The sequence below is a fragment of the Actinoplanes sp. NPDC051861 genome (assembly GCF_040681145.1).
Lineage (GTDB): Bacteria > Actinomycetota > Actinomycetes > Mycobacteriales > Micromonosporaceae > Actinoplanes.
In genome coordinates, this window is the sequence record NZ_JBFAYE010000001.1 from 1 (window position 1) to 25,453 (window position 25,453).

Here is a 25,453-nt window from a genome sequence, read left to right on the forward strand (position 1 = left end):
GACGTCTTCAACACCCTGCTGCAGATCCTTGAGGACGGCCGGCTCACCGACGGACAGGGCCGCATCGTCGACTTCAAGAACACCGTCATCATCCTCACCACCAACCTGGGCACGCGCGACGTGGCCAAGGCGGTGTCGCTGGGCTTCCAGGCCTCCGAGGCCGAGGAGTCGAGCTACGAGCGCATGAAGATCAAGGTCAACGACGAGCTGAAGAACCACTTCCGCCCCGAGTTCCTGAACCGCATCGACGACACGATCGTCTTCCACCAGCTGCGTGAGAACGAGATCCTCCAGATCGTCGACATCTTCACCGCCCGCATCGAGACCCAGCTCAAGAACAAGGACATGGGCCTCGAGCTGACCGACAACGCCAAGAAGTACCTGGCGGCCAAGGGCTTCGACCCGGTCCTCGGTGCCCGCCCGCTGCGCCGGACCATCCAGCGCGAGCTGGAGGACACCCTGTCCGAGCAGATCCTCTTCAACGAGCTGCGCCCCGGCCAGATCGTGGTGGTGGACTGCGAGGGCGACCCCGCCAAGGTGGAGAAGTCCAAGCTGGTGTTCCGCGGTGCCGACCGCGGGGTGACCGTTCCGGACGCGGTTCCCGCGGACCTCGGAGCGACCACCAGCGAGGAGTGACCCGCTGAACGCATAGGAGACGGCCCGGCTGCGAGCGCAGCCGGGCCGCTTTCTATTTCGCTCGCTTTCCAGCCGACCGGCAGCGATCCTTCGGTCATGCACGAGATCCGCGCGGTCTATGACGACGAGACCATCACCGTCTACCAGGCCTACTCCCCGGCGATCGCGGAGCCCGCGGTCCGGGCCGGGCGCTTCGTCCCGCCGTTCAAACGCGACCGGATGACCTGGGTCAAGCCGTCGTTCCTGTGGATGATGTACCGCTGCGGCTGGGCCTTGAAGGAGGGCCAGGAACGGGTGCTGGCCGTTTCGATCACGCGCGAGGGTTTCGACTGGGCGTTGGCGAACGCCGTCCTCAGCCACTACAAGCGCGGCGCGCATCCTGATCGGGCCACCTGGCAACGGGAGCTCAAGCGGGCGCCGATCCGGGTGCAGTGGGACCCCGAGCGGGACTTGAACCTGCGGGAACTGCCCTACCGATCGCTGCAGCTCGGTATCGGCGGTGTCGCAGTGCCCCGCTACGTCGACGAGTGGATCACCGGGATCAGCGACCCGACCGGGCTGGTTCGGGAGATCCACGGCCGGGCGGACCGGGCTTCCCTGTTGCCGGTCGAGCGCCCCTATCCGATGCCGTCAGAGGCTCTGCACCTCGTCGCGGGGTGAGTCGCCGGGGAGCGCGAAACTGTTTTCGCCGATCAGCTCGACCAGGCCGTCGTCGATCAGGCCGGCCAGGGCTCGCGCCCGCTGGACCTCGTCGTTCCACACCAGGTCGAGACGTTGCCGGGGGACCGGGCCGGTGGTGTGCCGGAGAACCTCCAGGATGAGCCCTCTCACTTGGCGGTCGGTTCCCGCGTACCTCTGTGGTTTGCGACTTGGCCCCTCCGGCAGCGACTCTCCGGTTGCCCGCCAGGCGCAGGTCTGGCAAAACGGGCAGTCGACGCACTTGGGTGACCGAGCGGTGCACACGATCGCGCCCAGCTCCATGAACGCGATGCTCGCCTTCGCGGCCCGCCCCACGTCGTCCGGCAGCAACTCCTCCATCGCGACGAGGTCCGCGGGAGTCGTCGCCGGGCCGGCGTCCGGTTTGCCCTCCACCGCGCGGCAGACCACCCGCCGCACGTTGGTGTCCACGACCGGGTGACGCTGGCCGTACGCGAACGTCGCCACCGCCCGCCCGGTGTACGTCCCGACCCCCGGCAGTGCCAGCAGCTGGTCGAGATCATCGGGTACCCGGCCGTCGTGCCGTTCCACGATCGCGACCGCGCACGCGTGCAGCCGCATCGCCCGGCGGGGGTACCCGAGGCGTCCCCACATCCGGATGGCCTCCGAGACCGGGTCGTCGGCCAGCGCGGCGGGGGTGGGCCAGCGCGTCATCCAGGAGCGCCAGGCGGGTTCGACCCGTACGACCGGGGTTTGCTGCAGCATCACCTCACTGACCAGTACCCCCCAGGGTGTGGTGTCCGGTTGCCGCCAGGGCAGATCACGGGCATTTGCCTCATACCAGGTGATGGCGTCGTCGGCGAAAGTCATAGCCCGTTTACTGTAGGCGGGTGCATGAGCTCGCCATCACCGTCATCGGCCCCGACCGGACCGGCATCGTCGCCGACGTGGCCGAAGCCCTGGCCGCAGTCGGTGCGAACCTCACCGACTCGACGATGACCCGTCTGCGTGGCCACTTCGCGATGACCCTGATCTGCACCGGGCCGACCGCCGCCGAGGCGGAGCAGGCGCTGGAGCCGATCACGACCGGGGGACTGCTGGCCACGGTTCGCAAGGTCGAGCCGTCGGCCGGTGCCACCAGCGGCGAGCCGTACCTGGTGAGTGTCCACGGCGCCGATAGGCTCGGGATCGTCGCCGCGGTCACCCGGGTGGTCGCCGGGGCCGGCGGCAACATCACCGACCTCACCACCCGTCTCACCGGCCCGCTGTACGTGTTGGTGGCCGAGGTCGACCTGCCCGACGGCGCCGCCGACGAGCTCGCCGAGCGCCTCGCCGTGGCCGCCGCCGAGCTGGGCGTCGACGTCACCGTCCGCCGCGCCGAATCGGAGCTCCTGTGAGCCTGGAGTGGGCGGGTCCTGCGGGATCGGTGCGGCCGGTCGTGACCGCCCCGGCGAACGTGCTCGGCGCCGTCGGCGAGGAGGTCGACCCGACCGCCGCCGAGATCGTCGAGCTCGCGGCCGATCTGGTCGCCACGATGCGCGTCTCGCCGGGCTGTGTCGGGCTGGCCGCTCCCCAGGTGGGCGTCGGGGCCCAGGTCTTCTGCGTGAACGTGGTCGGCCATCCGAAAGCGGTCACCACCCACGGCACGTTCGTGCTCTGCAACGCGAAAATCATCGAGGCGAGCCGGTGGCGGCCCGGCCGTGAGGGCTGCATGTCGGTCCCGGATCTCACCGGCGACGTGAAGCGCGCCGGCCGGATCGTGGTCGAGGCTGTCCTGCCCGGCACCGGCGAGCCGGTCACTGTGGCCGCGGACGCCTTCGAGGCTCGCGCCCTCCAGCACGAGATCGACCACTGCGCCGGCAAGCTCTTCCTCGACCGAGTCGCTGGTGCACACGCGCTATATCAGCGCAAGGTCTATCTCTAACGAGCGATTCGCGAGTTGGTGTCGCATAACCGGCGCGTCGTGCACATCGTGCCGGGCGTGCAGGGTCTACGGTGGTGCGCATCATGCGTGCGACGGTTGGTCCTCTGCCATCCGCTGTCTATTGGCGGCGGCGTGCGGTCGTGCTGGGCGCGGTGCTGCTCGGCGTGATCGTGCTGTTCGTGTCCTGCTCCAATGAGGACGAGAAGAAACCGAACGCCACCAACACCACGCAGTACCCGACGCCCGCTCCGGCGTCCGACCAGAAGTCGTCGAGCCCGGAGCCGACCTTCCTCGACTCCGCGCCGCCGGTGGGCCCCGCCCTGCCGGACCCGGCCGACCTGCAGACGCAGAACCCGGACGACGAGGACCCGCTGCCCACGACGGGCGCCTCGACCGGCACGAACGGCAACGTCGCGGCCCCGGTCGACGGTTCCTGTGCGGACACCGAGATCGCGGTGACCCCGGTACCGGAGAGCACCTCGGCCCGGCGTGGCACCCCTGTGGACATCCGGCTGAAGATCAAGAACGTGGGTTCGCGTACCTGCACCCGCGACGTAGGCGCCGACGCGCAGGAGCTCTACCTGGAGCAGGGTGCGCAGAAGTTCTGGTCCTCCGACCCGTGCAGCACCGCCAAGGGCAACGACATCAAGTCCTTCGCCCCGGGCGCCGAGCGGGAGTACCGGATCACCTGGAACGGCCGCCAGTCCACCCAGTGCGCGAACGGCCAGCCGTCCGGCCCGATCCCGCCCGCCGGAGCCTACGAGCTGCGCGGCCGCCTCAGCCAGATCATCAGCATGCCCGTCGCGCTCTCCCTGGTCGCCTGACGGTTGGTCGCCGCCCTCGAGCTCTACCTGGACGTCGACGCAACCCGCCGCGTCCGTACCCTCTGGCGCGCCCTTGAGGCCGAAGGCATTCCGACGCTGGGCTCGCTGCACGAGAAGCACCGCCCGCACGTCTCGCTGGCCGCCGCCCACCGCATCGACCCACACGCCGTCGCGGCCGCCCTGGAGGGCCTTCCCGACGGCCGCGGACTCACCCTGAGCATGGATTTCGTGGGCCAGTTCGTCGGCCGCGTCCTCTGGCTCGGCGTCACCGTCACCGCAGCCCTCCTCGACCATCACCGGCTGGTCCACGATCGTCTGTCCGCGGCCGGCATCGAGACCTGGGAGCATTACCGGCCGGGGCGCTGGGTTCCGCACTGCACGATCTCTATGCGCGTACCCAATCCGATGATGGCTCCGGCCATCCGCCGCTGCTTGGAGATCCTCCCGCTCTCCGCGACGGTGACGGGCGCCGCTGTGGCCGATCACAGCAACGACGTGTATCACCCTCTTTAAAACCATATTTGGGTACGCATCACATCTCTCCCAACCGCAACGACCCCGCTCGCTGCCCAACAGCGCGACCAAACTGCCACACCAGGCCACCCGGCGCCCTACGGCGCCACATGCATGGCCACCCCGGCAACGCCCCCGCTCTCAGCCCACCCCCGCTCTCAGCCCACCCCCCGCTCTCAGCCCGGTCCCGCTGAGCGTGGGCCCGCTCTCAGCGTGGGCCCGCCCTCAGCGTGGGCCCGCCCTCAGCGTGGGCCCGCCCTCAGCCCGGTCCCGGTCCCGCTCTCAGCCCAGTCCCGCACTCGGCCCAGTCCCGCACCCGGCTCGACAGCGCGACCGTCCGCCACGCAATGCAGCCCAGCGACCAACGACGTCACGTGCACGGTCACCGCCGACGCCCCCCAGCCTGCGCGCGGGTGCAGCGGCGGGCGAACGGCTCGCGAGAGCCCGGGCAGCGGGACCACAGTCGGCGCAACGGCTTGCGTGTGGAGTTCGGGTGCGGAGGTGGGCCGAAGTTCACGCGGTGGGTTGGGTGCGGTTTGCGTGTGGAGTTGGGGTGTGGAGGTGGGCCGAAGTTCACACAATGATCCTTGGTGTGGCTTGGGGAGGCCGGCGGCGGACGGTGCTGCCGGACTCCCCAAGCCGGAGTGATGACTAGGCGGCCGGCGGGCAGTCGGCAGGATCGACCCAGGAGCCGGTCGAGGTCGTGAGCGTGTTGTCGCGGACCACGACCGGGCCCGACGGGTGCGACGTCAGGTCCGCGTGCTTACCCGGAGCGACCCGCTTGAGCCTTCCGTCGACGGTGAAGACGGCGTCGACTGTTGCGTCGGCCGCGTTGGACAGGCGGGTGTGCAGAACGCCGTCGCAGTAGCTTCGGAAGGTCACCGAGGGTTCCGGGGCGCACTCGGCGTCGCCGCCCTTGTAGGAGCCCGCTACCCCGGACGAGCGGCTCCCCGGCGAGCCCAGCGTCAGGTCGCCGTATCCGGTGGTCGGCTCCTCGATGATCCCGGCGCCGAGGAAGGCTTCGACCCGGGTCTCGCAGGCCGGCACGTCCACGCTGAGGGTGACGCTGCGGCGTCCAGAATCGATCAAGGCGCGGTCGGAGTCGTAGACGAAGACCGGCGTCGTGTAAGACACCAGAGAGAACGTTCGTTCTTCTCCGTCGCAGAGCGGCCGGACCGCCGTGATCGTGGCGCTGCCACCAGCCCCGTCAAAGGTGTGATGGAAGGTGGCGTCGGCGGCGCTCACGCACGACGACGAGTTTCCGGTGGCATGGGCGACGCCGGCGAACGCTGCTGTGGCGAGTACGGCGGCGGCGAGGGCGAGCAGATAGCGGCGCATGTGAGACCCCCAACCTGGATCGGGTAGGGGGCGGTCTCACCACTGACTCCCCGGGCCGCCACGCGGTGACCGATCGAAACTCGGCCCGGATCACAGTCTCCCCAATTGCTGGGGCAAGGCTAGGTCGAGGACTGGCTGTTCGTAAGGGGGCATCACTCTGCGTAGTTGCGGCGGCGGAGGAGTGGTGCCGGAATAGGACGGGTCACAACACGATGCGTGCCTGATGACCGCTATCGGCGTGACCTAAGTCACGCCGAAATCCACTCAGACGTAGCGCTCCAGGATCGAGGCCTCGGCGAGACGGGAGAGGCCCTCGCGGACTCCGCGGGCGCGGGCGTCGCCGACGCCCTCGACCGCCTGCAGGTCCTCAACGGTCGCGCCGAGCAGTCGCTGCAGGCTGCCGAAGTGGTCGACGAGCCGGTCCACGATCTGGCCGGGCAGGCGCGGCACCTTGGCCAGCAGCCGGAAGCCGCGCGGTGAGACCGCGGCGTCCAGGGCGTCGCTGGCTCCCGGGTAACCGATCGCCTTGGCCACCGCGACCAGATCGATCATCTCGGTGGCGGTGAGCAGGTCCAGCTCGACCAGCGCCTCGTCCAGCGTGCGGGCCTTGCGGCCGGCCGGCAGGTAGTCCCGGATGACCAGGGTGCGGTCGGCGTCGACACCGGCCATAAGCTCGTCGAGCTGGAGGGCGAGCAGTCGGCCGTCGGTGCCGAGCTCCACCACGTAGCCCGAGATCTCGTCGGCGATCCGGCGGACCATCTCGAGTCGCTGCACCACGGCGACGGCGTCGCGGACCGTGACGAGGTCCTCGATCTCCAGTGCGGACAGCGTGCCGGAGACCTCGTCGAGCCGAAGTTTGTAACGCTCCAGGGTGGCCAGTGCCTGGTTGGCCCGGGAGAGGATGGCGGCCGAGTCGTCCAGGACGTGGCGCTGACCGTTCACATAGAGGCCGATGATGTGCATCGACTGGCTGACCGAGATGACCGGGTAACCGGACTGCTTGGCGACCCGCTCCGCGGTGCGGTGCCGGGTGCCGGACTCCTCGGAGTGGATGGACGGATCCGGCATCAGGTGGACGGCGGCGCGGACGATCCGGGCGCCGTCGCTGGACAGCACGACCGCGCCGTCCATCTTGCACAGCTCGCGCAGGCGGGTCGCGGAGAACTCCACGTCCAGCGGGAAACCGCCGGTGCAGAGGCTCTCCACGACGGCGTCGTAGCCGAGGACGATCAGCGCGCCGGTCCGTCCCCGAAGGATGCGCTCCAGGCCGTCACGCAGCGCGGTGCCGGGTGCCATCAACGCGAGATTCGCCCGGAGTGGATCACTCGGTCCACCGGAGAGCCCTGGGCCGACCGCTGGTGTCATCGCGCGATGTCCAGCGCCGTTGACGCCGAGACGTGGCGTGGAATTGGCGGCGGGCTTGGAACCATCGCGGTCGAGCGGCACCCGCACAGTCTACGGACTGTCATCCACGCCAACGAGGGATGGTTCGATGAATGCTCCGTAGCGTGATGATTCGTAACCATCAGTCACCGTGAGCCGTGTTCGGCCGAGGCTCGCGCTGCGCTCTGCAACGCCGAGCGGAGGTCGCCGACCTCGATCACATCCATCCCCTTGGGCGTGCCGGACTCGCCGTTGGGACCGCAGCCGGGCGGGACGAGCGCCACCTTGAAGCCGAGCCGGGCCGCCTCGGCAAGTCGCCGGCCGACCGCGCCGACCCGCCGGATCTCCCCGGTCAGGCCGACCTCGCCGATCGCCACCAGATGCGGGGCCATGGCCAGGTCGAGGCCGCCGGACGCCACCGCGAGCGCCATCGCCAGGTCGGCCGAGGGCTCGGTGAGCCGGATGCCGCCGACGGTGGCCGCGAACACCTCACGGTTGTAGAGCTTGAGCTGCTTGGTGCGCCGCTCCAGCACGGCCAGGACCATGGCGAGGCGGGCGCTGTCGAGGCCGGACACCGTCCGCCGGGGTGAGCCCTGCACCTCGGCCCCGATCAGTGCCTGCACCTCGGTGACCAGCGCGCGCCGGCCCTCCATGGCGACGGTGACGCAGGTGCCGGGGACGGGCTCGAGATAGCGGGTGAGGAAGAGACCGGAGGGGTCGGGCAGGCTGGTGATGCCGCCCTCGTGCATCTCGAAGCAGCCCACCTCGTCGGCGGCGCCGAACCGGTTCTTCACACCGCGGACCAGCCGCAGCGAAGAGTGCTTGTCGCCCTCGAAGTGCAGCACCACGTCGACCAGGTGCTCCAGCACGCGTGGGCCGGCCACCTGGCCGTCCTTGGTGACGTGACCGACCAGGACGGTGGCGATGCCGCGCTCCTTGGCGATCGAGACCAGCGCGGCGGTGACCGCGCGGACCTGGGTCACGCCGCCGGGGACGCCCTCGGTGCCGGGTGCCGAGACGGTCTGCACCGAGTCGAGCACCAGCAGGCCCGGTTTGACCGCGTCGAGGTGGCCGATCACCGTACCCAAATCGTTTTCCGAGGCCAGGTAGAGCTTGTCGTGCAGGGCGCCGAGCCGCTCGGCCCGCAACCGGACCTGGCTGACCGACTCCTCACCGCTGACCACCAGCGACGGTGTGCCCGCACCGACCGCCCACTGCTGGGCGACGTCGAGCAGGAGGGTGGACTTGCCCACGCCGGGCTCGCCGGCCAGCAGCACGACCGCTCCGGGCACCAGGCCACCGCCGAGCACCCGGTCGAGCTCGCCGACCCCGGTGGGCACCGCGCGGGCCGGCGCGGCGCTGATCTGGGCGATCGGCCGGGCCGGCTCGGCGGGCATGCGAGAGCTGACCACCCGGCCGGAGACCAGCGGAGCGGACACCGTGGACTCGATGACCGAGCCCCACTCGTTGCACTCCGGGCAGCGACCCAGCCATTTCGGCGGCTGGTGGCCGCACGCGTCACAGACGTAGGCGGGCCGGGGTGCCTTGGCGGCCTTGGCGGTAGTCACCCGGACAAGTTATCCGGGAGGTACGACAATTTGTTCAGTGGCCTTCGGCTTCGCCCTCGCCGGTCTCGCCCGCGACACGGGGCGCCGGCGACAGCGGGATGGCGACCGGGGCCTGCAGCTCGAGGCTCGGCGCGCCGTTGCTGAACTCGAAGACCAGGTTCACCGCGGTGCCCGGCACGAGCTCCTCGCTGAGGCCGATGACCTGCAGCTCCTTGGCGTCGCCCGGGCGGAACAGCGCGGAACCCTGCGCCGGGATCTCGACCCGGGCGGGAGCCACCGTGGGCGCCGGGGTGGCGGGCGCGGAGGAGGCGCCCGGCTCGGCCGACTCGCCGGTTGCGGGCTCGGAAGCGTCGGCGGCGGGCTCGGAGGCCTCGGTCGCCGGTGTGGTCGCCGCCGCGGCGCTCACCAGGCCGACCTGGCTCGCCGAGACGACCTGCGCGCGCTCCAGCGGACGGCTGCTGATCGCGACCGTGACCGGCTCGTTGGTCTGGTTGTAGAGGCTCAGCTCGACCGGCGCGTTCGCACCGGCGGCGTAGCCCTTGACCCCGTTGTACTGGATCTGGAGGTTCCGCACGAACACGCTGCCGTCGGCGGTCTCCGTGTCGACGCCGGCGATCGGCGTGTCCAGGATGGCGGTCTCGGCGACCTGACCGGCCGAGCATCCGCCCAGCGCAAGGACAGCGACCGTGGCGGCACCCGCGACCAGAGCGGCGCGACGGGTTCCCAGCGAGCGCATCACGATCCTCCAAATAGAGACACCCAGGTGCGGATCAGCCTAATGGGCGGCGATCAGCCGTGTGCGCCGACCCATCCATCCCGCTACCGGAGAACATCTCAAGATCAGACGACCCGCCCGCTCAGGACGAGGAGCAGGACGTCGATCAGGGCGACCACCATGACGGCGCGGAACAGCGCCACGGGCCGTCCGTTCGCGCGCTGAGTCGCGTACCAGCCAAAGGGAAGGACCACGACGGCGGCCGCCGCACCCACCAAGCCCGGCCACGACGGCGGCCCGGGGGGTCCGAGGACCAGCGTGAGCGTGGCACCCAGCAGGAGCACCGCGGCGGCGATCTGCGACCAGCGGGCACCGATCCGATGGGGCAGGCCCCGCACGCCGGTCGCCGCGTCGTCGGCGAGATCGGGAAGCACGTTGGCGAAGTGCGCGCCGCCGCCGAGAAGCGCGCCCGCGGCGACCAGCCAGGCCGGCGGCGCCGGATGGCCCGGCAGGGACACCACCACGAACGCCGGTAACAGACCGAAAGCGACCAGGTAAGGCACGACCGAGAACGCGGTCGACTTCAGCGGCCAGTCGTAGAGCAGGGCGAACACGCCGATGACCGAGATCACCACGGTCGGCACGGCCCCGAGCGGCAGCGCCGGCAGCGGGATCGCCAGCGTGGCCAGCAGACCGGCGAGACCGACCGCGTGCCGCGACACCGCGCCCTCGGCGATCGGCTTGTCGTGCCGGCCCGCCCGCCGGTCCCGGTCCGCGTCCAGCCAGTCGTTGACCCAGCCCACGGAGAACTGGGTGGCCGCCACGGCGAGCGCGACCAGCGTCAGCCGCCACCCGCGGTGACCCACGCCGAAGGCCAGCAGGGTCATCGCGCCGGTGACCGCCAGGCCCGGCTCCGGATGCGCGGATCGGAACAGTGCGAGCGCCCGAGACATGACTCGCAGTGTGGTGGATGTGACGTTCCCGTGCGAGGCTCGATCACATGCTGTCTATGCAGCGCAACGATCCACGTCAGTACGACACCCTGGCCGGCGAGTGGTGGCGACCCGGCGGAGAGTTCGAACTCCTTCACTGGCTCGCCGAGTCGCGTGCGGCACTGATCCCACCGGCTGCGAGCGACGGCGCGATCCTGCTGGACGCCGGCTGCGGCGGTGGTCTGCTGGCGCCGCACGTGCGGACGAAGGGGTACCGCCACCTCGGCGTCGACCTGGGCCGCCTCGCCCTGACACAGGCCGCGCGGGTCGGCGTCGCACCGGTCAACGGCGACGTGACCGCGCTGCCGCTCGCCTCGGCCAGCGCCGACGTCGTGGTGGCCGGCGAGATCCTGGAGCACGTCACCGACCTGCCCGGTACGGTCGCCGAGCTGTGCCGTGTGCTGCGCCCGGGCGGCCTGGTCGTGCTGGACACGGTCAACGACACCGCGCTGAGCCGGCTGATCACCGTGACGATCGGCGAGCGGCTCGGCATCGCACCGGCCGGCCTGCACGACCCGGCCCTGTTCGTACCGCCTCGCCGACTGATCTCCGAGTTCGGCCGGCACGGCGTGGCAATCGAGATTCGCGGGCTTCGTCCCAGTCTGCGGGGGCTGTTCCGCTGGTTGGTGCTCAAGCGGAGCGGCGGGCGGATCCTGCCCACCTTCTCCTCCGCCGTCCTCTATCAAGGCTCCGGACACAAGGTGGTACCCGCGTGATCGACGAAGCCCGCCGCCTGGCCCCACGGTTCGCGGCCCGCGCCGCCGCCTCCGACCGGGACGGCTCCTTCCCCGCCGACGACTTCGCCGACCTGCGCGAGTCCGGCTTCTTCGGCCTGATGGTGCCGGTCGCCCTCGGTGGCGCCGGGGCGGGCTTCCTGCGGTACGCGGACATCGCCTACGAACTGGCCCGCGGCAACGGCGCCACGGCGCTGATCTTCAACATGCACGCCTCGGTGACCGGTGCGCTGGCCGGTGTCACCGACGGGCTGGCCGACGCGCTCGGGCTGCCACCGGAGGCGCTGACCGCTCGCGACGACCACCTCCGTGCCGCCGCGGCCGGCAACTGGTACGCGGTGGCGATGAGCGAACGCGGCGCGGGCTCCCGGCTGTCGCAGCTCAGCACGACCTACGAGAGTGTGGACGGCGGCTACCGGATCACCGGGTCCAAGACGTTCTGCTCGGGGGCGGGGCATGCGGACGCGTACCTCGTCGCCGCCCGCAGCGCGGCCGATCCCAGTCAGGTCTCCCAGTTCCTGGTCCCGCCCGGCGACGGCCTGCGGGTCGAGCAGACGTGGGACGCGCTCGGCATGCGCGCCACCGGCTCGCACGACCTGCACATCGACACAACCGTGCCGGCGTCGGCGCTGCTCGGCGGTCTGGAAGGGCTGGCGCTGGTGGCCGCGCAACTCTCGCCGCACTGGATGGTCGCCAGCTACGCGGCCGTCTACGTCGGTGTGGCCCGCGCGGCGGTGGACGCCGCTGTCGAGCACGTCAACGCCCGCAAGCTGGGCGGTCTGCCGGCCATCCGGGCCCGGATCGGCCGGGCCGACGCCGCGGTCGCGGCCGCACACCTGGCGGTACGCGAGGCGGCCCGGCGCGTCGACGAGGAGCCCGGCGATCCGGAGACGAACCGGTGGGTCTGGCGGGCGAAACTGCTGGCCGGCACGACCGCCGCCGAGGTGGCCGCGTCGATGCTGGAGGCGGCCGGCACCTCGGCGATGCGGCGCGGGCACCCGCTGGAACGGCTCTACCGGGACGCCCGCGCGGGCTCGCTCCAGCCCGCCACCAGCGACGTCTGCGCCGACTGGCTCGGTGTGGACGCGCTCGGCGGCGACCCGGACTCCGACGGCGTGGCGCCGCGCTGGTGAACGCCGTCATCAGCGGTCTCGGCATCGCGCTCCCGCCCTCGGCCCGCCAGGACGAGATCTGGGCGGGCTACTTCGCCGGGCACTACACCGGGGCGCGGCGGACATTGGCCCGGCGGATCTTCGAGAACTCCGGGGTGCGTACCCGGCAGGCCGCGGTGAACCCGTTGCTCGAGGACGTAGCGGACTGGTCCACCGAGCGCCGGATGCGCCGCTATCAGGTGGAGGCCGTGCCGCTGGGCAAGGCGGCGGTGAGCCGGGCGCTGGCCGACGCCGGGGTGTCCGCGGACGAGATCGGTCTCTTCGCGGTCTGCTCCTGCACCGGATACGCCACCCCCGGGCTGGACATCCTGCTCGCCCGCGATCTCGGTATGTCACCGAACGTGCAGCGGCTCTTCGTGGGCCACATGGGTTGTTACGCAGCGTTGCCGGGTCTCGGCACGGCCAGTGACTTCGTCACCGCCCGGGGCCGGCCGGCATTGCTGCTCTGCGCGGAGCTGACCAGCCTTCATCTGCAGCCGCCGGGCACGCGGGCGGACATTCAGCAGATCGTTTCCCACGCGCTTTTCTCTGACGCCGCGGCTGCGGTGGTGCTACAGGCAAATTCTTCAGGGTACGGAGTAAGCGAGGTCGCCGCGATCACCGACACCACGACAGCCGATCACATGACCTGGGAGGTGACGGATCTCGGCTTCCGGATGGGCCTGTCACCGCAGGTGCCGCAGGTGCTCTCGGTGCACGTCCGTGCCCTGGTCGAGGACGTGCTCTCCCGCCACGGCCGGGCGATCGCCGACGTTGACGGCTGGGCGATCCACCCCGGCGGCCCCAAGATCCTCGACGTCGTCCAGGAACAACTCGGTCTCGACGACGCTGCGTTGTCGGCGTCCCGTGGAGTTCTCTCCGAGTACGGAAACTGCTCGTCACCGACGGTGCTCCTGGTTCTCGACGCCCTGCGCCGGCGCCCGAGCCCACCGGAAACTGTCGTAATGCTGGCATTCGGTCCGGGCCTCACGCTCTATGTCACGCTTCTGGAACGTTCTAATCTCGGAGCGTGAGCGGCGAACGGGGGCGCGGTGCGGTCCTGCATCTGCTGGCCGTGGTGATCCTGGCCGTGGGTGCGACATGGTGGTGGCGCGCGGCGCCCCGGCAGGCCGGCGATCCGCGCCTGCACCACTGGCGGCTCAACGCCGAGCAACTCCTGCCGGACGCGGGTGATCAGGAGGCGGCTTCGACGGTGGCGCTCAGTGCGGGCAGCGGTCATGAGGAGGTCGCGCAGACCACCGGCACGGGGGAGTACGTCGTTTCGGTCGTCTGTGCCGGGGATACCGGCAGCCGGGTGCGGGTGAGTCTGGGGAAGGTGGATACGGGCCGGGGGGTGCGGTGTTCCGGCGTTCGAACGCCGGAGATGTTCTCGGTCGGACTGGCCGGCAGCCTGCACCTGCGAATCAACGTCGACGAGGTCGGCCCGGTGGTGTTCCGCTACACCCTCCAGCGAGCCGGCTAGCGAGCTCCCCGAGGCCTTCGCTCCCGGGGTCTCCACTCCCGCGCGGTCTTCGCTTCCGCTTTGTTCCGGTTTCCCTGCCGTTCCGCTTCCTTGCCGTCCCGGTTTGTTTGCCTTTGTTCCGTTATCTCCCGGTCTAGCGCTCCAGCGGGGCCAGGTAGGGCAGGATCGCCTCGACCGAGGCGACTCGGGGTTCCTTGCGGAAGATCTTGCCGGTGCGGTCGACGAGGAGGACCGCCGCGGTGCCGTCGGGTGGGTTGAGGTCGAAGTGGCGGCGCAGCGTGTCGGTGGGGTCGCGCAGGTAGCTGACGAGCTTGCCCTCCACCTGTGGGGTCCGGGCGGGTGCCTGGGCCTGGCGGGAGCTTGCTGAGGTCTTGGCCGTGATCACCAGGACGGTCGTGCCGGAGCCGGCCTTGGCGACCGTGTCGGTGACCAGGATGTCGCAGTCGCAACCGTCCGTGAGCAGCAGGACCGCGGGTAGTCGGCTGAGGATCGAGACCATCTGGCCGTCCGGGCCGATCAGATCGAGGCCGGGCAGCATGCCGGGCGGTGCGTTCGTGGCGCCGGCGGTGCGCTGGGTGGCGGGCTGGCGGGGCGGGCCGGGCCAGGCCGAGGCGAACAGGCTGGCGACCGTGACCATGATGGCCATCGAGATGATCAGCGCCGGTGTGCGGACCGCCAGAGCGCCTGCTTTGCGGAGCCGGCGGACCGTAGGGCGGCGGGCGAAGCGCTGCCAGCGGGTGGGCGGCGGCGCCGTGTTGAGCTCGGCGCGCACGGCGTCGACCTCCTCGGACAGCTCCGAGAGGTCGTCGGGAATGACGATGACTCCCCACTCCTCGGGGAAGTCCGGAAGATCATCGGGGGTACCGCCGTCGGGCGGCCAGCCGCCGTTGTCGCTCGCGCCAGCCATGACTCACCCTCCCCCCTTACCGACCAGATCTTGCTTCGGTCGGGGAACTTCCGTCCAGCGTCCCGCACGTGAAGCCGCATCGCCAGTGGTGCGTCGTTGTGGGTCTTAGCGATAAGCTTGATCTCACAAAGCCATCAGGTCCGGAATTTCCGACTCGACGGTAGGACCCGTGACGTCCTGGTCACTTTGCGTTACTTAGGCAGCTTCTCGCGTTGGTGTCAAGCGGGAGAAAGCCCCGTCACAGAGCCCCTGAGCTGCACTAACAGTGACCGTCAGGGCAGGACACAGCCGCCCGAGCGTGTTACCCTAGACACAGCGAAAGGGGTTTCGAACCTATGGTTTTCAGTGTCGGCGAGACCGTTGTTTACCCCCACCACGGGGCCGCACTCATCGAGGCAATCGAGACTAGGGTCATCAAGGGCGTTGAAAGGCAGTATCTCGTTCTGCGTGTCGCCCAGGGCGATCTGACTGTTCGGGTGCCCGCTGAGAACGCCGAGGAAGTCGGCGTGCGCGAAGTGGTTGGCGAGGAAGGCCTGGGCAAGGTCTTCGACGTCCTCCGCGCTCCGCACACCGAGGAGCCGACCAACTGGTCGCGGCGCTACAAGGCCAACCTCGAGAAGCTCGCTTCCGGTAACCCGTTGAAGGTTGCCGAGGTTGTTCGTGACCTCTGGCGTCGTGAGCGTGAGCGTGGCCTGTCGGCGGGTGAGAAGCGGATGCTTGCCAAGGCGCGTGACATTCTGGTCGGCGAGGTGGCCCTCGCTGAGAAGAGCACCAAGGATGAGGCCGAGGTCCTGCTCGACAAGGTCCTCACCGAGGCCTGATCTTCCGCACCCATCCCTCTGCACACCTTGACCGACGACCGCGACGTGACCGCGCAGCTCAATGCTCGCGGTGACGTCGCGGTCGTCGTTCCAGCCGCCGGCGCCGGTGTTCGTCTCGGTCCCGGCGCGCCCAAGGCACTCCGCCTCCTGGACGGCCGGCCCCTCCTGGTCCACGCGATCCGCCGGATCGCCGCCGCGCCCTCGGTCCGCATGATCGTGATCGCCGCCCCTCCGGCCGGCGTCGAGGACGTCCGAACTCTGCTCGCCGACGTAGCGCCGGTCACCGTGGTGCCCGGCGGCGCCGAGCGCCAGGAGTCCGTCGCCGCCGCCCTTGCCGTCGTCCCCGAGGACGTCGCCGTGGTGCTGGTGCACGACGCCGCACGCTGCCTGGCCCCGGTCTCCCTCTTCGAGCGCGTCGCCGCCGCGGTCCGTGACGGGGCCGACGCCGTGATCCCGGTGCTCCCCGTCGTCGACACCATCAAGGAAGTCACCCCCGACGGCGCCGTGCTGGGAACGGTCGACCGCTCGGTGCTGCGGGCCGTGCAGACTCCGCAGGGCTTCCGCGCTTCCGTCCTGCGGGCCGCCCACGCCGCCGCGGCCGACTCACACACCGACGACGCCGGCGCGGTGGAGAAACTCGGCCGGACGGTGGTCTGCGTGCCCGGCTCCGACCACGCCCTGAAAATCACCAGGCCGATCGACCTGGCACTCGCCGCCCACCTGCTGACCCTGCCCGACGCGGACTGACCTCCGCACGCGAGGCGAACGCCCGACGGTGGGCTCTAGGATCGCGGGGTGATCGTTCCTCGGGTCGGTATCGGGACTGATGTGCATGCGTTCGACCCGGAGAGGCCCTGCTGGGTGGCGGGTCTGCACTGGCCGGGCGAGCCGGGGCTGGCCGGGCACTCGGATGCTGACGTGGCGGCGCACGCGGCCTGTGACGCGCTGTTGTCGGCGGCCGGGCTGGGGGATCTCGGTAGCAACTACGGGACGAGCCGGCCCGAGTGGGCGGGTGCCTCGGGTGTCGCGCTGCTCACCGAGACGGCGCGGCGAGTGCGGGCGGCCGGGTACGCGATCGGCAACGTCTCGGTGCAGGTGATCGGGGTGCGGCCCAAGATCGGAAAGCGGCGGGCGGAGGCGGAGCGGGCGCTGTCGGAGGCGGTCGGCGCTCCGGTGACCGTTGCGGGCACGACGACGGACGGTCTCGGCCTCACCGGGCGCGGGGAAGGCCTCGCGGGGACGGCCGTAGCCCTGATCTACACCGCCTGACCACCCATCGGCGCCACAACTCCACACGCTGGGTTGAGCGGGTTCGGGTGTGTGGGGTTCGGCCCACGGGGGCGCCACAACTTCACACGCTGGGTTGAGCGGGTTCGGGTGTGTGGGGTTCGGCCTGCGGGGGCGCCACAACTTCACACGCTGGGTTGAGCGGTTTTGGGTGTGTGGGGAGTTCGGCCTCTATGAGCGCCGCAACTCCACACGCAATGGATTTTAGGGCCAGTGGGTGCGCCTGAAGTCGACGCGTGAGGTTGTTGAGGGGTGGATGCGCGGGCATGATCATCTTCATGACTGTCGCTCTGCCTGGTGCTGCCCGGACATTGATCGACAATCCGACCTATGCGGTGCTCACCACGATCAACCTGGACGGCTCGCCGCAGTCGACCGTGGTGTGGGTCAAGCGGGACGGCGACGACGTGCTGTTCTCGACGGTTCGGGGGCGGGTCAAGGCGGCGAACATGGAGCGCGATCCGCGTGTCTCGATCTGCGCGTTCGACCCGGCGCAGCCTTATCGGTACTGCACTGTCGAGGGCGCGGTCGCTCTCAGTGACGACGAGGGTGACCTGATCGGGGAGTTGAGCTACAAGTACGCGAACGAGCCCTGGACCGCCGACGAGCCGGGAACCGTGCGCGTGGTGTGCCGCCTCACCCCGACTCGCGTCATCTCCAGGTAGAGCGCCTACGCTCGGCAGCGTGCCCACCCCCATGGAGCCAGACACCACGCCCGAGGAACACCGGCAACGGGCGTTGCTGCTCGCCGACCTCGGCCGCTACGACGAGGCCGCCGAGGAGATCGCCTCCGGGCTGAGTGCCGCGCCCCAGGAGACCGAGCTGCTGGCCACCCTTGCCCGCATCCACCTCGCCGCCGATCAGCCGACCGAGGCGCTCGCCGCCGCCGACCGGGCCGGCGCGGTCGATCCGGCACCCCTGTCCGCCCTGGTGGTGCGGGCGATGGCACTGACCGACAGCCGCCGTTACGCGGACGCCGCCCGAGTAGCGGCCGAGATCCTCGCCAAGTGGCCCGACGACCCGTACGCGCAACGCACCGGCGCCGCCCTGCTGAGCGAGTCGCGCAACGGCCAGGAGGCACTGAACGCCGCGTGGCACGGAGTCCGAGTCGCTCCCACCGAGGCCGAGGCGCACCTGGTCCTGGCCGTCGTCGCGGCGCGGCTGCGGCTGTTCGACCTGGCGCAGCGGGCGTACGGGGAGGCCCTCGAACTGGACTCGGCGATCGGTGACGCCGGCAGCGACGTGGGCATCGTCCGGTTCGAACGCCGCCGGTGGGCCCGCGCTCTGGAGGACCTGGCCGAGGAGGCGTCGCTCGGTACGCCTCCCGGTGGGGCGGGGCCGGTCGGTGAACCGGCGGAGAAAGAGAAAGAGGAAGCGAGCACGACGCCGGAGATCGCCCGCCCGGCCGGCTCGGTCCTCGACTCGACCGAGCAGTCGGCGGAGTCGGTGCGCGAGACCGTGCAGTACGGCGCGGGCGGCACGCTGGTCGCGGGAGTGCTCACCGCCGCGATGACCATGATCAGTCCGGGGATCTCGCGGATGTGGGCCGGGCTGATCGGGGTGCTCGTCTTCGGCGCGGTGCTGCTGTGGTTCCGCAGTCGCCTGACCGAGCCGGCGAGCGTCGTGCTGGACCGCCTGCGGGACGGCCGCCGCGGGTTGGCGGTCGCGGCCTACCTGACGTTCGCGTCACCGCTGTTCCTGGTGCTGTATGCGGCGGTCGGTGGCCTGCTCACGCTAGTGATCGGCATGGCGCTGGCAGCCGTCGCGGAGCTCCTGATGGCGACCAGCCGCCGTTGAGAAAGGCGCTGAGAAAGGCACCGAGAAGACGCAGCGAACGGCGCTGACGAGCAGTCGGACATAACGGACGTGGTTGTCCGTTTCTCCCGGCGTCTATTAGGTTCGGTTTCGTGTCAACGATGGTGCCTCCGCTCTACGCCGGGCTCGTCGACGACGCGTCCCTGCTCCCGCCCAGCGCCACCGGACTGACCGACGCCGTCGCCAAGTATCACGAGCACACCGGCTCGTGGTACGCGAATCTGCTCGGCTCGCTGCTCCTGCCCGCGTCGATCGTCGGCACCGAGCCGGTTCCCCGGCTCACGGCCGGTGTGATCGGCGATGTGCCGGCCGCGAGCCTGCCGGTGACGATCGAGAAGCTGCGCGCCACGGGAGTGGTGGTCGAGCACGTCGAGGCCGCGGTGGCCCGCCGGGGTGAGGACCCCCAGCCGGGCCTCGCCACGCTGTGCTCTTTCGCGGCCGCCGGGACCGGACTGCGACTGTACGCGGAGATCCCCCTCAGCTGGGGCCTGCTCTCCGCCCTGGACACCGTCGCCGAGGCGCGCGCCGGTGGCCTGTCGATCGCACCGAAGTTCCGGGTCGGCGGACTCGCCGCGGAACTCTTCCCGACCCCGGTCGAACTGGCAGCGGTGATCTGCGCCTGCCGCGACCGGGATCTGCCGTTCAAGCTGGCGGCCGGGCTGCGCCACGCCACCCGGCACACCGACCCGGAGACCGGTTTCACCCACCACGGATTCCTGAACGTGCTGGTCGCCACGCTGGTCGCGGCGGGCGGCGGCGAGGTGGCGGAGGTGGCCGAGGCGCTGGCGGCCACCCATCCGGTGCCGCTGGTCGAGCCGGCCCGCAACCACCGGGCCGGTCCGCGGCCACTCTTCGTCGGATTCGGCGCCGCCAACGTCGTGGAGCCGCTGACCGAGCTGGTCCGACTCGGCCTGATAAACGGCGGATACGAGTGAGTCAACGGGCCCTGGAATACTGACCTCCGTGACCCGGGTGCTGCTGCGAACGCTTGCCGCCCTGGTTCTCCTGGCCGCGACGGGACTGATCGCGTGGCGGGTCCTGGCTCCGGCCGAGGTGCTGTCGAGCGCGACCACGCCCTACCCACCGGAGTCGTTGCGATCCGCGGGCGTCACCGGCCGGACCAGCATGGCGCCGCTGATCGTCGACGGGCGACTCCGGGTCTACGGCGCGAAGCACCAGGTCAAGGCGGATGCGCCGGTTGACGGGCGGACGCTCTACACGGCGCGGTGGTCGTTCCGGCGCTGGCCCGAGCAGCTCAGTGGGCTGACGGCGAGCGGCCCGACGGTGATCAGTCGGTGGTCGGACGGGGAGCTTGTCGCGCTCGATGCGCGTACCGGAAAGATCTTTTGGAGGACGGACGGCCCGGCGGCGCCTCGCTATGCCGGACATCGCACCGGGGCCGCGGCGGTCTGGGATCCGCCGGGCCTGCATCTCGCCGCCGGCACCGTCGTGGTCCATGAGGGTCAAAAGCTGATGGGGTACGACGTGAGCACCGGCCAAACGCGGTGGACCCGGTCGACGCCTCCCGCGTGCGATGCGGGCTTCACGACGTCCGGCGGCGCATTCGTGTGTGGCGGCGACGGTGGCGCCTATGCGGGCCGAACCGGCGACGTGCTGACGGGCTATCCGAGCGGTCCCGTGACACCGATCGGGTGCGAGTCGGAAATGTCGGACTGCGCGGGCCTCCGGACTGACGCGGGACAGGGCTGGCTCGCGGACTCGCTCGTGCCGGTGCGGACGCCGGCCCTGGACGCGCCGACCGCGACCGTTGCCGCCGGCGTCATCGTGTCGGCCGGCGACGGCTCGGTGCGGGCGTTCTCGGACGACGGCACGCCGTTGTGGACCTGGGCGGGCGCCGCGCGGATCCTGGGCGGGTCGGGGCCGATCATCGTGCTGCTGACCGGGGACAACACGCTTGTCGGGCTGGATGCTCAACGGGGGACCGTGCGGTACTCGTTCCCGTTCCGGTTCGACGAGAAGGACAGCCTGGAGTGGAAGCCGGGCCGGTATCGGATCTCCGGTGGATACCTGGCCGTGGAGCGGCTGCGGGTGGACGCGAACGATGATCCGGAGTCGCCGACCTACTACCTGACCCTCGACGCGGTAATCATCGCCGCCGTCAGGTGAGGTGTGGCAGCAGGGCTGACCAGGCGTCCTCGGCGGCACCGGAGATGGGGCCGTCGTCGTCGCCCAGGGTGGCTGCCAGCACCGGGGGCGGTGCGGCCCGGTGGATCAGCATGAGGCCGTTGCGGTAGGCCGCGTCGATCGAGTCGGGGACCGTGGCGAGGAGGTCGGCACCCAGGCCGCCGAGGGTGACCAGGTCGGCGTCCAGGGCGTTCACCAGGCCGGCCATGCCCCGGCCCAGGGAGGTGGCGATCGTGCGGACCGCGGCCAATGCGGGGTCGGTGTCACCGGACGGGCCGTCGGCGGCGAGAGCGGCGGCGGATCCGGGCGGGCCGTCGGCGGCGAGGGCGGCCGCGGAGCTGGGCGGGCCGTCGGCGGCGGAGCTGGGCGGGCCGGCGGCGGCAGAGCTGGGCGGGCCGTTGGTGGCGAGGGTGCGGGCCGCGGCGGTGATGACGCGGCGGGCGTAGGTGATCGGGTCCCGTGGGGGTGGGTCGCCCAGGATGCGGGCCAGGGCGGTGCCGTCGACGGCGGTGCCCCAGCAGCCGTGTGCGCCGCAGGGGCAGCTGATCGAGGGGTCGCCGAAGGGCATGTGGCCGAACTCGCCGGCGGCTCCGCGGGCGCCGATCACCGGGCGGCCGTCCTCGACCACGGCGCCGCCGAGTCCGGCCTCGATGCGCAGGTGCAGGTGGACGGCGGCTCCGGCGGCGGCGCCACGGCTGGACTCGGCGGTGGCGGCGAGGGTGGCGTCGTTGCCGGCGACGAAGACCTCGGCGGTGGGCCAGAGCTCGGTCAGGTCGACGTCGTGCCAGTTGAGACCGGAGGCGTCCAGGCGGCGCGTGCGGGAGACCGTGCCGGGGACGGACGCGCCGATGGCGCGCGGCCTTTGCCCGTACCTCTGGAGAAGCTCCTGGATCCCGGCGGCGACCGCGGCACGGACCTGGGGCCAGCCGGTGGCCGCGTGCCGGCCTGATCGGGAGGCGGCGGCGGTGCCGCCCAGCTCGACCACATCGATCCGCCAGCCCTCGTGGGTGATCGCCACCGCGAACACGAGCGGGCCGTTGGGGTGCGGGAGCAGCACAGTCGTAGGGCGGCCGCGGGTGCCGCTCGGTGCCGCCGGGGCCTGGATCAGCAGTTCCGCGCGGCTGAGCTTGGTGACGAGTTCGGTGGCCGCGCCGGTGCCGACGCCGAGCAGGCGGGCCGCGTCGGCGCGTGTCACGCCGGGGCGGTGGTGCACCACTCGGAGCAGCTCGGTGGAGCGGGTCGTCACAGTCGTTCTCCCTTTTTAAGCTCTGGCCCGGAGCTTATTCTGCCGGAGTGAAGTTCAACCGCCCGGCGATGCTGGTGCTCAGCGCATCGACGTTCTGTTACGTCACCGCCGAAACCCTTCCTGTCGGACTCCTGCCGGAGATCTCCGCAGACCTGGACGTCACCGAGGCCCAGGTCGGCTTCCTGCTCACCAGTTATGCCGTGGTGGCCGCACTGAGCACGATCCCGCTCACCGCTCTCACCATGCGGGTGCCGCGCCACATTCTGATCGCCGTCACCGTAGCGGTCTTCGCCGTCTCTCAGGGGGCGGCTGCGATAGCGCCCAACTTCCCGGTACTCACTCTCTCCCGGCTCGTCTGCGCCCTCGCGCACGGCGTGTTCTGGTCGGTGATCGGGCCGATCATCGTGCGGCTGGCCTCACCGGGACAGGCCGGGCGAGCCACGGCGCAGGTCTTCATCGGGAACTCGCTGGCGATCGTGCTCGGCGTACCGCTCGGCACCGCCCTCGGGCAGGCGCTGGGCTGGCGGGCGGCGGTCGCGGTGTTCGCGGTGGGCGGCGCGATCTGTGTGGCGTTGCTGCTGGCCGTGCTGCCCGAACTGCAGCCACTGCCACGGGACCTCGAGGCGGGCACCGGCGCGCAGCTGCGGGACGCGGTGCGGATCCTGCGCAACGGGCCGGTCGCTCGGCTCTGCGTGATCACGACGGTGCTGGTGGTGGGGCACTTCGCGGCGTACACGTACATCGCTCCGCTGGTCCGCCGGGACGCTGGGCTGGACGGTGCCGGGCTGAGCGCGCTGCTTCTCGGGTACGGCGCGGTCGGCCTGCTCGCGAACTTCCTGGTCGGGCGGTTCGTGGACCGGCGGCCGGGCACGCTGGTGATCGGCCTGATGGTGACGGTCACGGTGTCGGTGGCGCTGCTGGCGCCGGTGCTCGGGCTGGTGCCGACGGTGGTGGCGGCGCTGCTCTGGGGCGGCGCGTTCACAGCGATCCCGGTCTTCCTGGCCGCGGCGGTGCTGCGGGTCGCGCCGCGGGCACGGGATGCGGCGTCGGCGGTGTACGTGGTGGCGTTCCAGATCGGCATCGGCGGCGGCGCGTTCGTCGGCGAGCAGTTCGTCAGCGCCGGGCATCTGGGAGTGCTGCCGCTGCTGGCGGCCGGGATGGCGCTGCTGGCGACGATCGTGGTGGTGCTGTCGCCGGCGGTCTTCCCGGCCCGGATCAGCAAGGAGGACCACGACCGGGTCGAGGCCGCGGCCCTCCACTGAGCGTGTGGATTTCGGGTTTGTATGGAGGCCGAACTCCACACGCTTGGGTTTGCGGGGGTGGTTAGGTGAGGGCGGATTCGGCGGCGGTCAGGAAGAGGTCGTTCTCGTCGGGGGTGCCGATCGTTACGCGGACGCCCTCGGGGTGGAAGCCGCGGACGATCACGCCCCGGCTCTCGCAGGCGGCGGTGAACGCGGCGGTGCGGTCGCCGAGCGGCAGCCAGACGAAGTTGGCCTGGCTGTCCGGCACGTCGAGGGAGAGCTTGCGCAGGGCCTCGGTGAGCCGGGCGCGCTCAGCGATGACCAGGGCGCACCGGCGGCGTACCTCCTCCTCCTGGCCGAGGGCGGCGAGGGCGGCGGCCTGGGCGACGGTGCTCGTGGAGAACGGGGTGACGACCTTGCGTACGGCGCCGGCGACCTCGGGCTGGGCGACCAGGTAGCCCATCCGGAGCCCGGCCAGACCCCACGCCTTGCTCATGGTGCGCAGCACGACCACGTTGGGGCGGTCGCCGTACGTCTCGAGGCCGTCCGGAACCTCGGGGTCGGTGACGAACTCCCGGTATGCCTCGTCGAGCACGACCAGCACGTCGGAGGGCACCTCGGCGAGGAAGCGGTCGATCTCGGCCGTGCGCACGCTGGTGCCGGTCGGGTTGTTCGGGTTGCAGACGAAGACCATCCGGGTCTGGTCGGTGATCGCCTCGGCCATCGCGGTGAGGTCGTGGCCGTGCGCCGCGGTGTTCGGCACGCGGACGCTGGTCGCACCGCCGCCGGCGGCGATGATCGGGTACGCCTCGAACGACCGCCACGAGTAGACGATCTCGTCGCCCGGCAGGCAGGTCGCCTTCGCCAGGATCTCGGCCAGCGCCACCGAACCACAGCCGGTGACCACCCGGTCCGGGCTCACCCCGAGCCGCTCGCCGATCGTGTCGCGCAGCTGGATCACACCCATGTCCGGGTACCGGTGGACGGTGCGGGCGGCCTCGGTGACCGCCTCGACGACGCCGGGGAGCGGACCGTACGGCACCTCGTTGCTGGCCAGCTTGACGGCCTCGGCGATGCCCAGCTCGCGGGCCAGGTCGGCGACGTTGCGGCCGGGTACGTAGTTTGGCAGCGCGTCCAGGTCGGCGCGGGTCAGCCGGGTCATTGCGGTCCTCCGGAAGTGTCGCCGCGCGGTGCGGTCGTGACGGTGGGGTGGGCGCCGTGCGGCACGGCGACGACGACGGTGGCCGCCGCCTTGTCGTGCCAGGCCTGTCGCAGGCGGGGGTCCCAGACGGGGGAGAGCGAGGCGAGGAACTGGATGATCAGCCCCACGCCGCACCACCAGAACAGGGTCCACATGCCGAGCCGGGCCCAGCGGGCGAACGCCCGGCCGAACCCGAGCGGCTTGGTGCTCTCGATCGGGACGACCTTGACGCCCATGATCCGCTTGCCCAGGGTCTGTCCGCGGCTGCCGATCGCCGGCGCCTCGTAGAGCAGCCAGAGCAGGGTGGCGACCATCACGATCGCGATCGACAGTGTCTGCATGCGCGGGGTCGGCTCGACGGTCATCGGCTGGTTGCCCGCCGCGACCTGCGCCATGTAGTCCCGCAGGATCGGCTTGAAGTCCTGCCAGTACTGATAGAAGAACCAGGCGTTGACCACGAGGTTGAGCACGATCACTGCGGCGATGTCGATGAGCCGGGCGACGAGCCGCCGTCCCAGCCCGGCGAGCGGGAGGCCGTGCGGCAGCGCCTGCGGCATGGGATAGGCGTAGGCGTGCATGGGCTGGGCCTTGCCGGGCTGGGGAGTCCAGCCAGGGGGCGGGCCGTATGCCGGAGGTGGAGGTTGTGGCGGCGCATAGGCCTGAGGGGTGGGCGGCGCCGCGGCGGGCGCGGGCATCGGGGGTTCCACCTCGACCGCGGGCGGGCCGTCCGGCGGCACCGCGTCGGCCGGGATGGCTTTGCCCAGCCAGCCCTCACCGTCCCAGTAGCGCTGGGTGCTGGTGTCGGCCGGGTCCTTGTACCAACCCGCGGGAAGGGAACTCATGCGCACACCTTTATCACGGCGCCCTGACGG

28 protein-coding genes are annotated in these 25,453 nt (G+C 71.0%); 18 read left to right on the forward strand and 10 right to left on the reverse strand.

Annotation, left to right across the window (positions count from 1 at the left end; all coding sequences use genetic code 11):
- Positions 1–636, forward strand: a 636-nt coding sequence (locus tag AB0M02_RS00005) for an AAA family ATPase (RefSeq protein WP_364218923.1), incomplete at its 5' end; no start/stop codon positions are given.
- Positions 637–732: 96 nt separating this feature from the next.
- A complete protein-coding gene (locus AB0M02_RS00010; RefSeq protein WP_364218926.1) occupies positions 733–1,296 on the forward strand; it encodes a DUF4291 domain-containing protein in 564 nt (187 codons plus the stop codon).
- Here the strand turns inward: AB0M02_RS00010 and AB0M02_RS00015 are convergent.
- Positions 1,267–2,163 (reverse strand): A/G-specific adenine glycosylase, encoded by an 897-nt coding sequence (locus AB0M02_RS00015; protein WP_364218929.1) that lies wholly within the window; start codon positions 2,161–2,163, stop codon positions 1,267–1,269. The genes AB0M02_RS00010 and AB0M02_RS00015 overlap by 30 nt on opposite strands.
- Before the next feature lie 20 nt (positions 2,164–2,183).
- Between AB0M02_RS00015 and AB0M02_RS00020 the strand changes: the two genes are divergently transcribed.
- The 4 genes from AB0M02_RS00020 to AB0M02_RS00035 all read left to right on the forward strand — a co-directional run bounded on the left by AB0M02_RS00020 (position 2,184) and on the right by AB0M02_RS00035 (position 4,554).
- On the forward strand, positions 2,184–2,690 hold the full coding sequence (locus tag AB0M02_RS00020; protein ID WP_364218932.1) for an ACT domain-containing protein: 507 nt from the start codon (positions 2,184–2,186) through the stop codon (positions 2,688–2,690).
- Complete coding sequence (locus AB0M02_RS00025; protein WP_364218935.1) at positions 2,687–3,217, forward strand: peptide deformylase; 531 nt, start codon at positions 2,687–2,689, stop codon at positions 3,215–3,217. Before AB0M02_RS00020 ends, AB0M02_RS00025 begins: the two co-directional genes overlap by 4 nt.
- Before the next feature lie 83 nt (positions 3,218–3,300).
- The gene (locus tag AB0M02_RS00030) at positions 3,301–4,041 is read left to right on the forward strand and encodes an adhesin (protein ID WP_364218938.1); all 741 of its coding nucleotides are present in this window, start codon (positions 3,301–3,303) and stop codon (positions 4,039–4,041) included.
- Positions 4,042–4,044: 3 nt separating this feature from the next.
- A complete protein-coding gene (locus AB0M02_RS00035) occupies positions 4,045–4,554 on the forward strand; it encodes a 2'-5' RNA ligase family protein (protein ID WP_364218940.1) in 510 nt (169 codons plus the stop codon).
- A 651-nt stretch (positions 4,555–5,205) separates the two neighbouring features.
- Here the strand turns inward: AB0M02_RS00035 and AB0M02_RS00040 are convergent.
- The 5 genes from AB0M02_RS00040 to AB0M02_RS00060 form a co-directional block, all read right to left on the reverse strand.
- A complete protein-coding gene (locus AB0M02_RS00040; protein WP_364218943.1) occupies positions 5,206–5,892 on the reverse strand; it encodes a hypothetical protein in 687 nt (228 codons plus the stop codon).
- Between the two features lie 264 nt (positions 5,893–6,156).
- Entirely contained in the window at positions 6,157–7,338 is a 1,182-nt protein-coding gene (disA, locus tag AB0M02_RS00045; protein WP_364218946.1) for a DNA integrity scanning diadenylate cyclase DisA, read from the reverse strand.
- 83 nt (positions 7,339–7,421) lie between these two features.
- A complete protein-coding gene (radA, locus tag AB0M02_RS00050) occupies positions 7,422–8,843 on the reverse strand; it encodes a DNA repair protein RadA (RefSeq protein WP_364218949.1) in 1,422 nt (473 codons plus the stop codon).
- A 34-nt stretch (positions 8,844–8,877) separates the two neighbouring features.
- On the reverse strand, positions 8,878–9,579 hold the full coding sequence (locus AB0M02_RS00055) for a hypothetical protein (RefSeq protein WP_364218952.1): 702 nt from the start codon (positions 9,577–9,579) through the stop codon (positions 8,878–8,880).
- Between the two features lie 104 nt (positions 9,580–9,683).
- Positions 9,684–10,511 (reverse strand): UbiA family prenyltransferase, encoded by an 828-nt coding sequence (locus tag AB0M02_RS00060; RefSeq protein WP_364218955.1) that lies wholly within the window; start codon positions 10,509–10,511, stop codon positions 9,684–9,686.
- A 47-nt stretch (positions 10,512–10,558) separates the two neighbouring features.
- Here AB0M02_RS00060 and AB0M02_RS00065 point away from each other — a divergent pair, with 47 nt between their 5' ends.
- Genes AB0M02_RS00065 through AB0M02_RS00080 form a run of 4 tightly spaced genes read left to right on the forward strand, consistent with a single transcriptional unit; the run spans position 10,559 to position 13,918 of the window.
- Complete coding sequence (locus AB0M02_RS00065; RefSeq protein WP_364218958.1) at positions 10,559–11,266, forward strand: methyltransferase domain-containing protein; 708 nt, start codon at positions 10,559–10,561, stop codon at positions 11,264–11,266.
- Positions 11,263–12,417 carry an acyl-CoA dehydrogenase family protein gene (locus AB0M02_RS00070; protein ID WP_364218961.1) on the forward strand — a complete coding sequence of 385 codons (1,155 nt, stop codon included), beginning with the start codon at positions 11,263–11,265 and terminating at the stop codon, positions 12,415–12,417. Before AB0M02_RS00065 ends, AB0M02_RS00070 begins: the two co-directional genes overlap by 4 nt.
- On the forward strand, positions 12,411–13,469 hold the full coding sequence (locus AB0M02_RS00075; protein ID WP_364222405.1) for a type III polyketide synthase: 1,059 nt from the start codon (positions 12,411–12,413) through the stop codon (positions 13,467–13,469). The genes AB0M02_RS00070 and AB0M02_RS00075 overlap by 7 nt, the downstream gene beginning before the upstream one ends.
- A complete protein-coding gene (locus AB0M02_RS00080; RefSeq protein ID WP_364218964.1) occupies positions 13,466–13,918 on the forward strand; it encodes a DUF6023 family protein in 453 nt (150 codons plus the stop codon). Before AB0M02_RS00075 ends, AB0M02_RS00080 begins: the two co-directional genes overlap by 4 nt.
- 133 nt (positions 13,919–14,051) lie before the next feature.
- Here the strand turns inward: AB0M02_RS00080 and AB0M02_RS00085 are convergent, their stop codons facing one another.
- Complete coding sequence (locus tag AB0M02_RS00085; protein WP_364218967.1) at positions 14,052–14,825, reverse strand: hypothetical protein; 774 nt, start codon at positions 14,823–14,825, stop codon at positions 14,052–14,054.
- A gap of 335 nt (positions 14,826–15,160) precedes the next feature.
- On the opposite strand from AB0M02_RS00085, the gene AB0M02_RS00090 reads away from it, so the two are divergent.
- From AB0M02_RS00090 to AB0M02_RS00120, 7 genes are all read left to right on the forward strand, one after another.
- Entirely contained in the window at positions 15,161–15,646 is a 486-nt protein-coding gene (locus tag AB0M02_RS00090) for a CarD family transcriptional regulator (protein ID WP_014447856.1), read from the forward strand.
- 45 nt (positions 15,647–15,691) lie between these two features.
- Positions 15,692–16,393 carry a 2-C-methyl-D-erythritol 4-phosphate cytidylyltransferase gene (ispD, locus tag AB0M02_RS00095; protein WP_364222407.1) on the forward strand — a complete coding sequence of 234 codons (702 nt, stop codon included), beginning with the start codon at positions 15,692–15,694 and terminating at the stop codon, positions 16,391–16,393.
- Positions 16,394–16,441: 48 nt separating this feature from the next.
- Positions 16,442–16,915 carry a 2-C-methyl-D-erythritol 2,4-cyclodiphosphate synthase gene (gene ispF / locus AB0M02_RS00100; protein ID WP_364218970.1) on the forward strand — a complete coding sequence of 158 codons (474 nt, stop codon included), beginning with the start codon at positions 16,442–16,444 and terminating at the stop codon, positions 16,913–16,915.
- Positions 16,916–17,211: 296 nt separating this feature from the next.
- Positions 17,212–17,598, forward strand: a complete 387-nt coding sequence (locus tag AB0M02_RS00105) for a PPOX class F420-dependent oxidoreductase (RefSeq protein WP_364218973.1) — start codon at positions 17,212–17,214, stop codon at positions 17,596–17,598.
- A 19-nt stretch (positions 17,599–17,617) separates the two neighbouring features.
- The gene (locus tag AB0M02_RS00110; RefSeq protein WP_364218976.1) at positions 17,618–18,730 is read left to right on the forward strand and encodes a tetratricopeptide repeat protein; all 1,113 of its coding nucleotides are present in this window, start codon (positions 17,618–17,620) and stop codon (positions 18,728–18,730) included.
- A 110-nt stretch (positions 18,731–18,840) separates the two neighbouring features.
- A complete protein-coding gene (locus tag AB0M02_RS00115) occupies positions 18,841–19,683 on the forward strand; it encodes a hypothetical protein (RefSeq protein WP_364218979.1) in 843 nt (280 codons plus the stop codon).
- A 28-nt stretch (positions 19,684–19,711) separates the two neighbouring features.
- Positions 19,712–20,875: a PQQ-binding-like beta-propeller repeat protein gene (locus tag AB0M02_RS00120; RefSeq protein WP_364218982.1), complete on the forward strand. Its 1,164-nt coding sequence runs from the start codon at positions 19,712–19,714 to the stop codon at positions 20,873–20,875.
- Here the strand turns inward: AB0M02_RS00120 and AB0M02_RS00125 are convergent.
- Positions 20,868–22,139, reverse strand: coding sequence for an ROK family protein (locus tag AB0M02_RS00125; RefSeq protein ID WP_364218985.1), 1,272 nt, complete (start codon positions 22,137–22,139; stop codon positions 20,868–20,870). The two genes, AB0M02_RS00120 and AB0M02_RS00125, sit on opposite strands and share 8 nt — an antisense overlap.
- Positions 22,140–22,186: 47 nt before the next feature.
- On the opposite strand from AB0M02_RS00125, the gene AB0M02_RS00130 reads away from it, so the two are divergent.
- A complete protein-coding gene (locus AB0M02_RS00130) occupies positions 22,187–23,401 on the forward strand; it encodes an MFS transporter (RefSeq protein ID WP_364218988.1) in 1,215 nt (404 codons plus the stop codon).
- A 61-nt stretch (positions 23,402–23,462) separates the two neighbouring features.
- Here AB0M02_RS00130 and hisC read toward each other — a convergent pair whose 3' ends face one another.
- Positions 23,463–24,542: a histidinol-phosphate transaminase gene (hisC, locus tag AB0M02_RS00135; protein WP_364218991.1), complete on the reverse strand. Its 1,080-nt coding sequence runs from the start codon at positions 24,540–24,542 to the stop codon at positions 23,463–23,465.
- Positions 24,539–25,423: an RDD family protein gene (locus tag AB0M02_RS00140; protein ID WP_364218994.1), complete on the reverse strand. Its 885-nt coding sequence runs from the start codon at positions 25,421–25,423 to the stop codon at positions 24,539–24,541. The genes hisC and AB0M02_RS00140 overlap by 4 nt, the downstream gene beginning before the upstream one ends.
- Between the last annotated feature and the right edge of the window lie 30 nt (positions 25,424–25,453).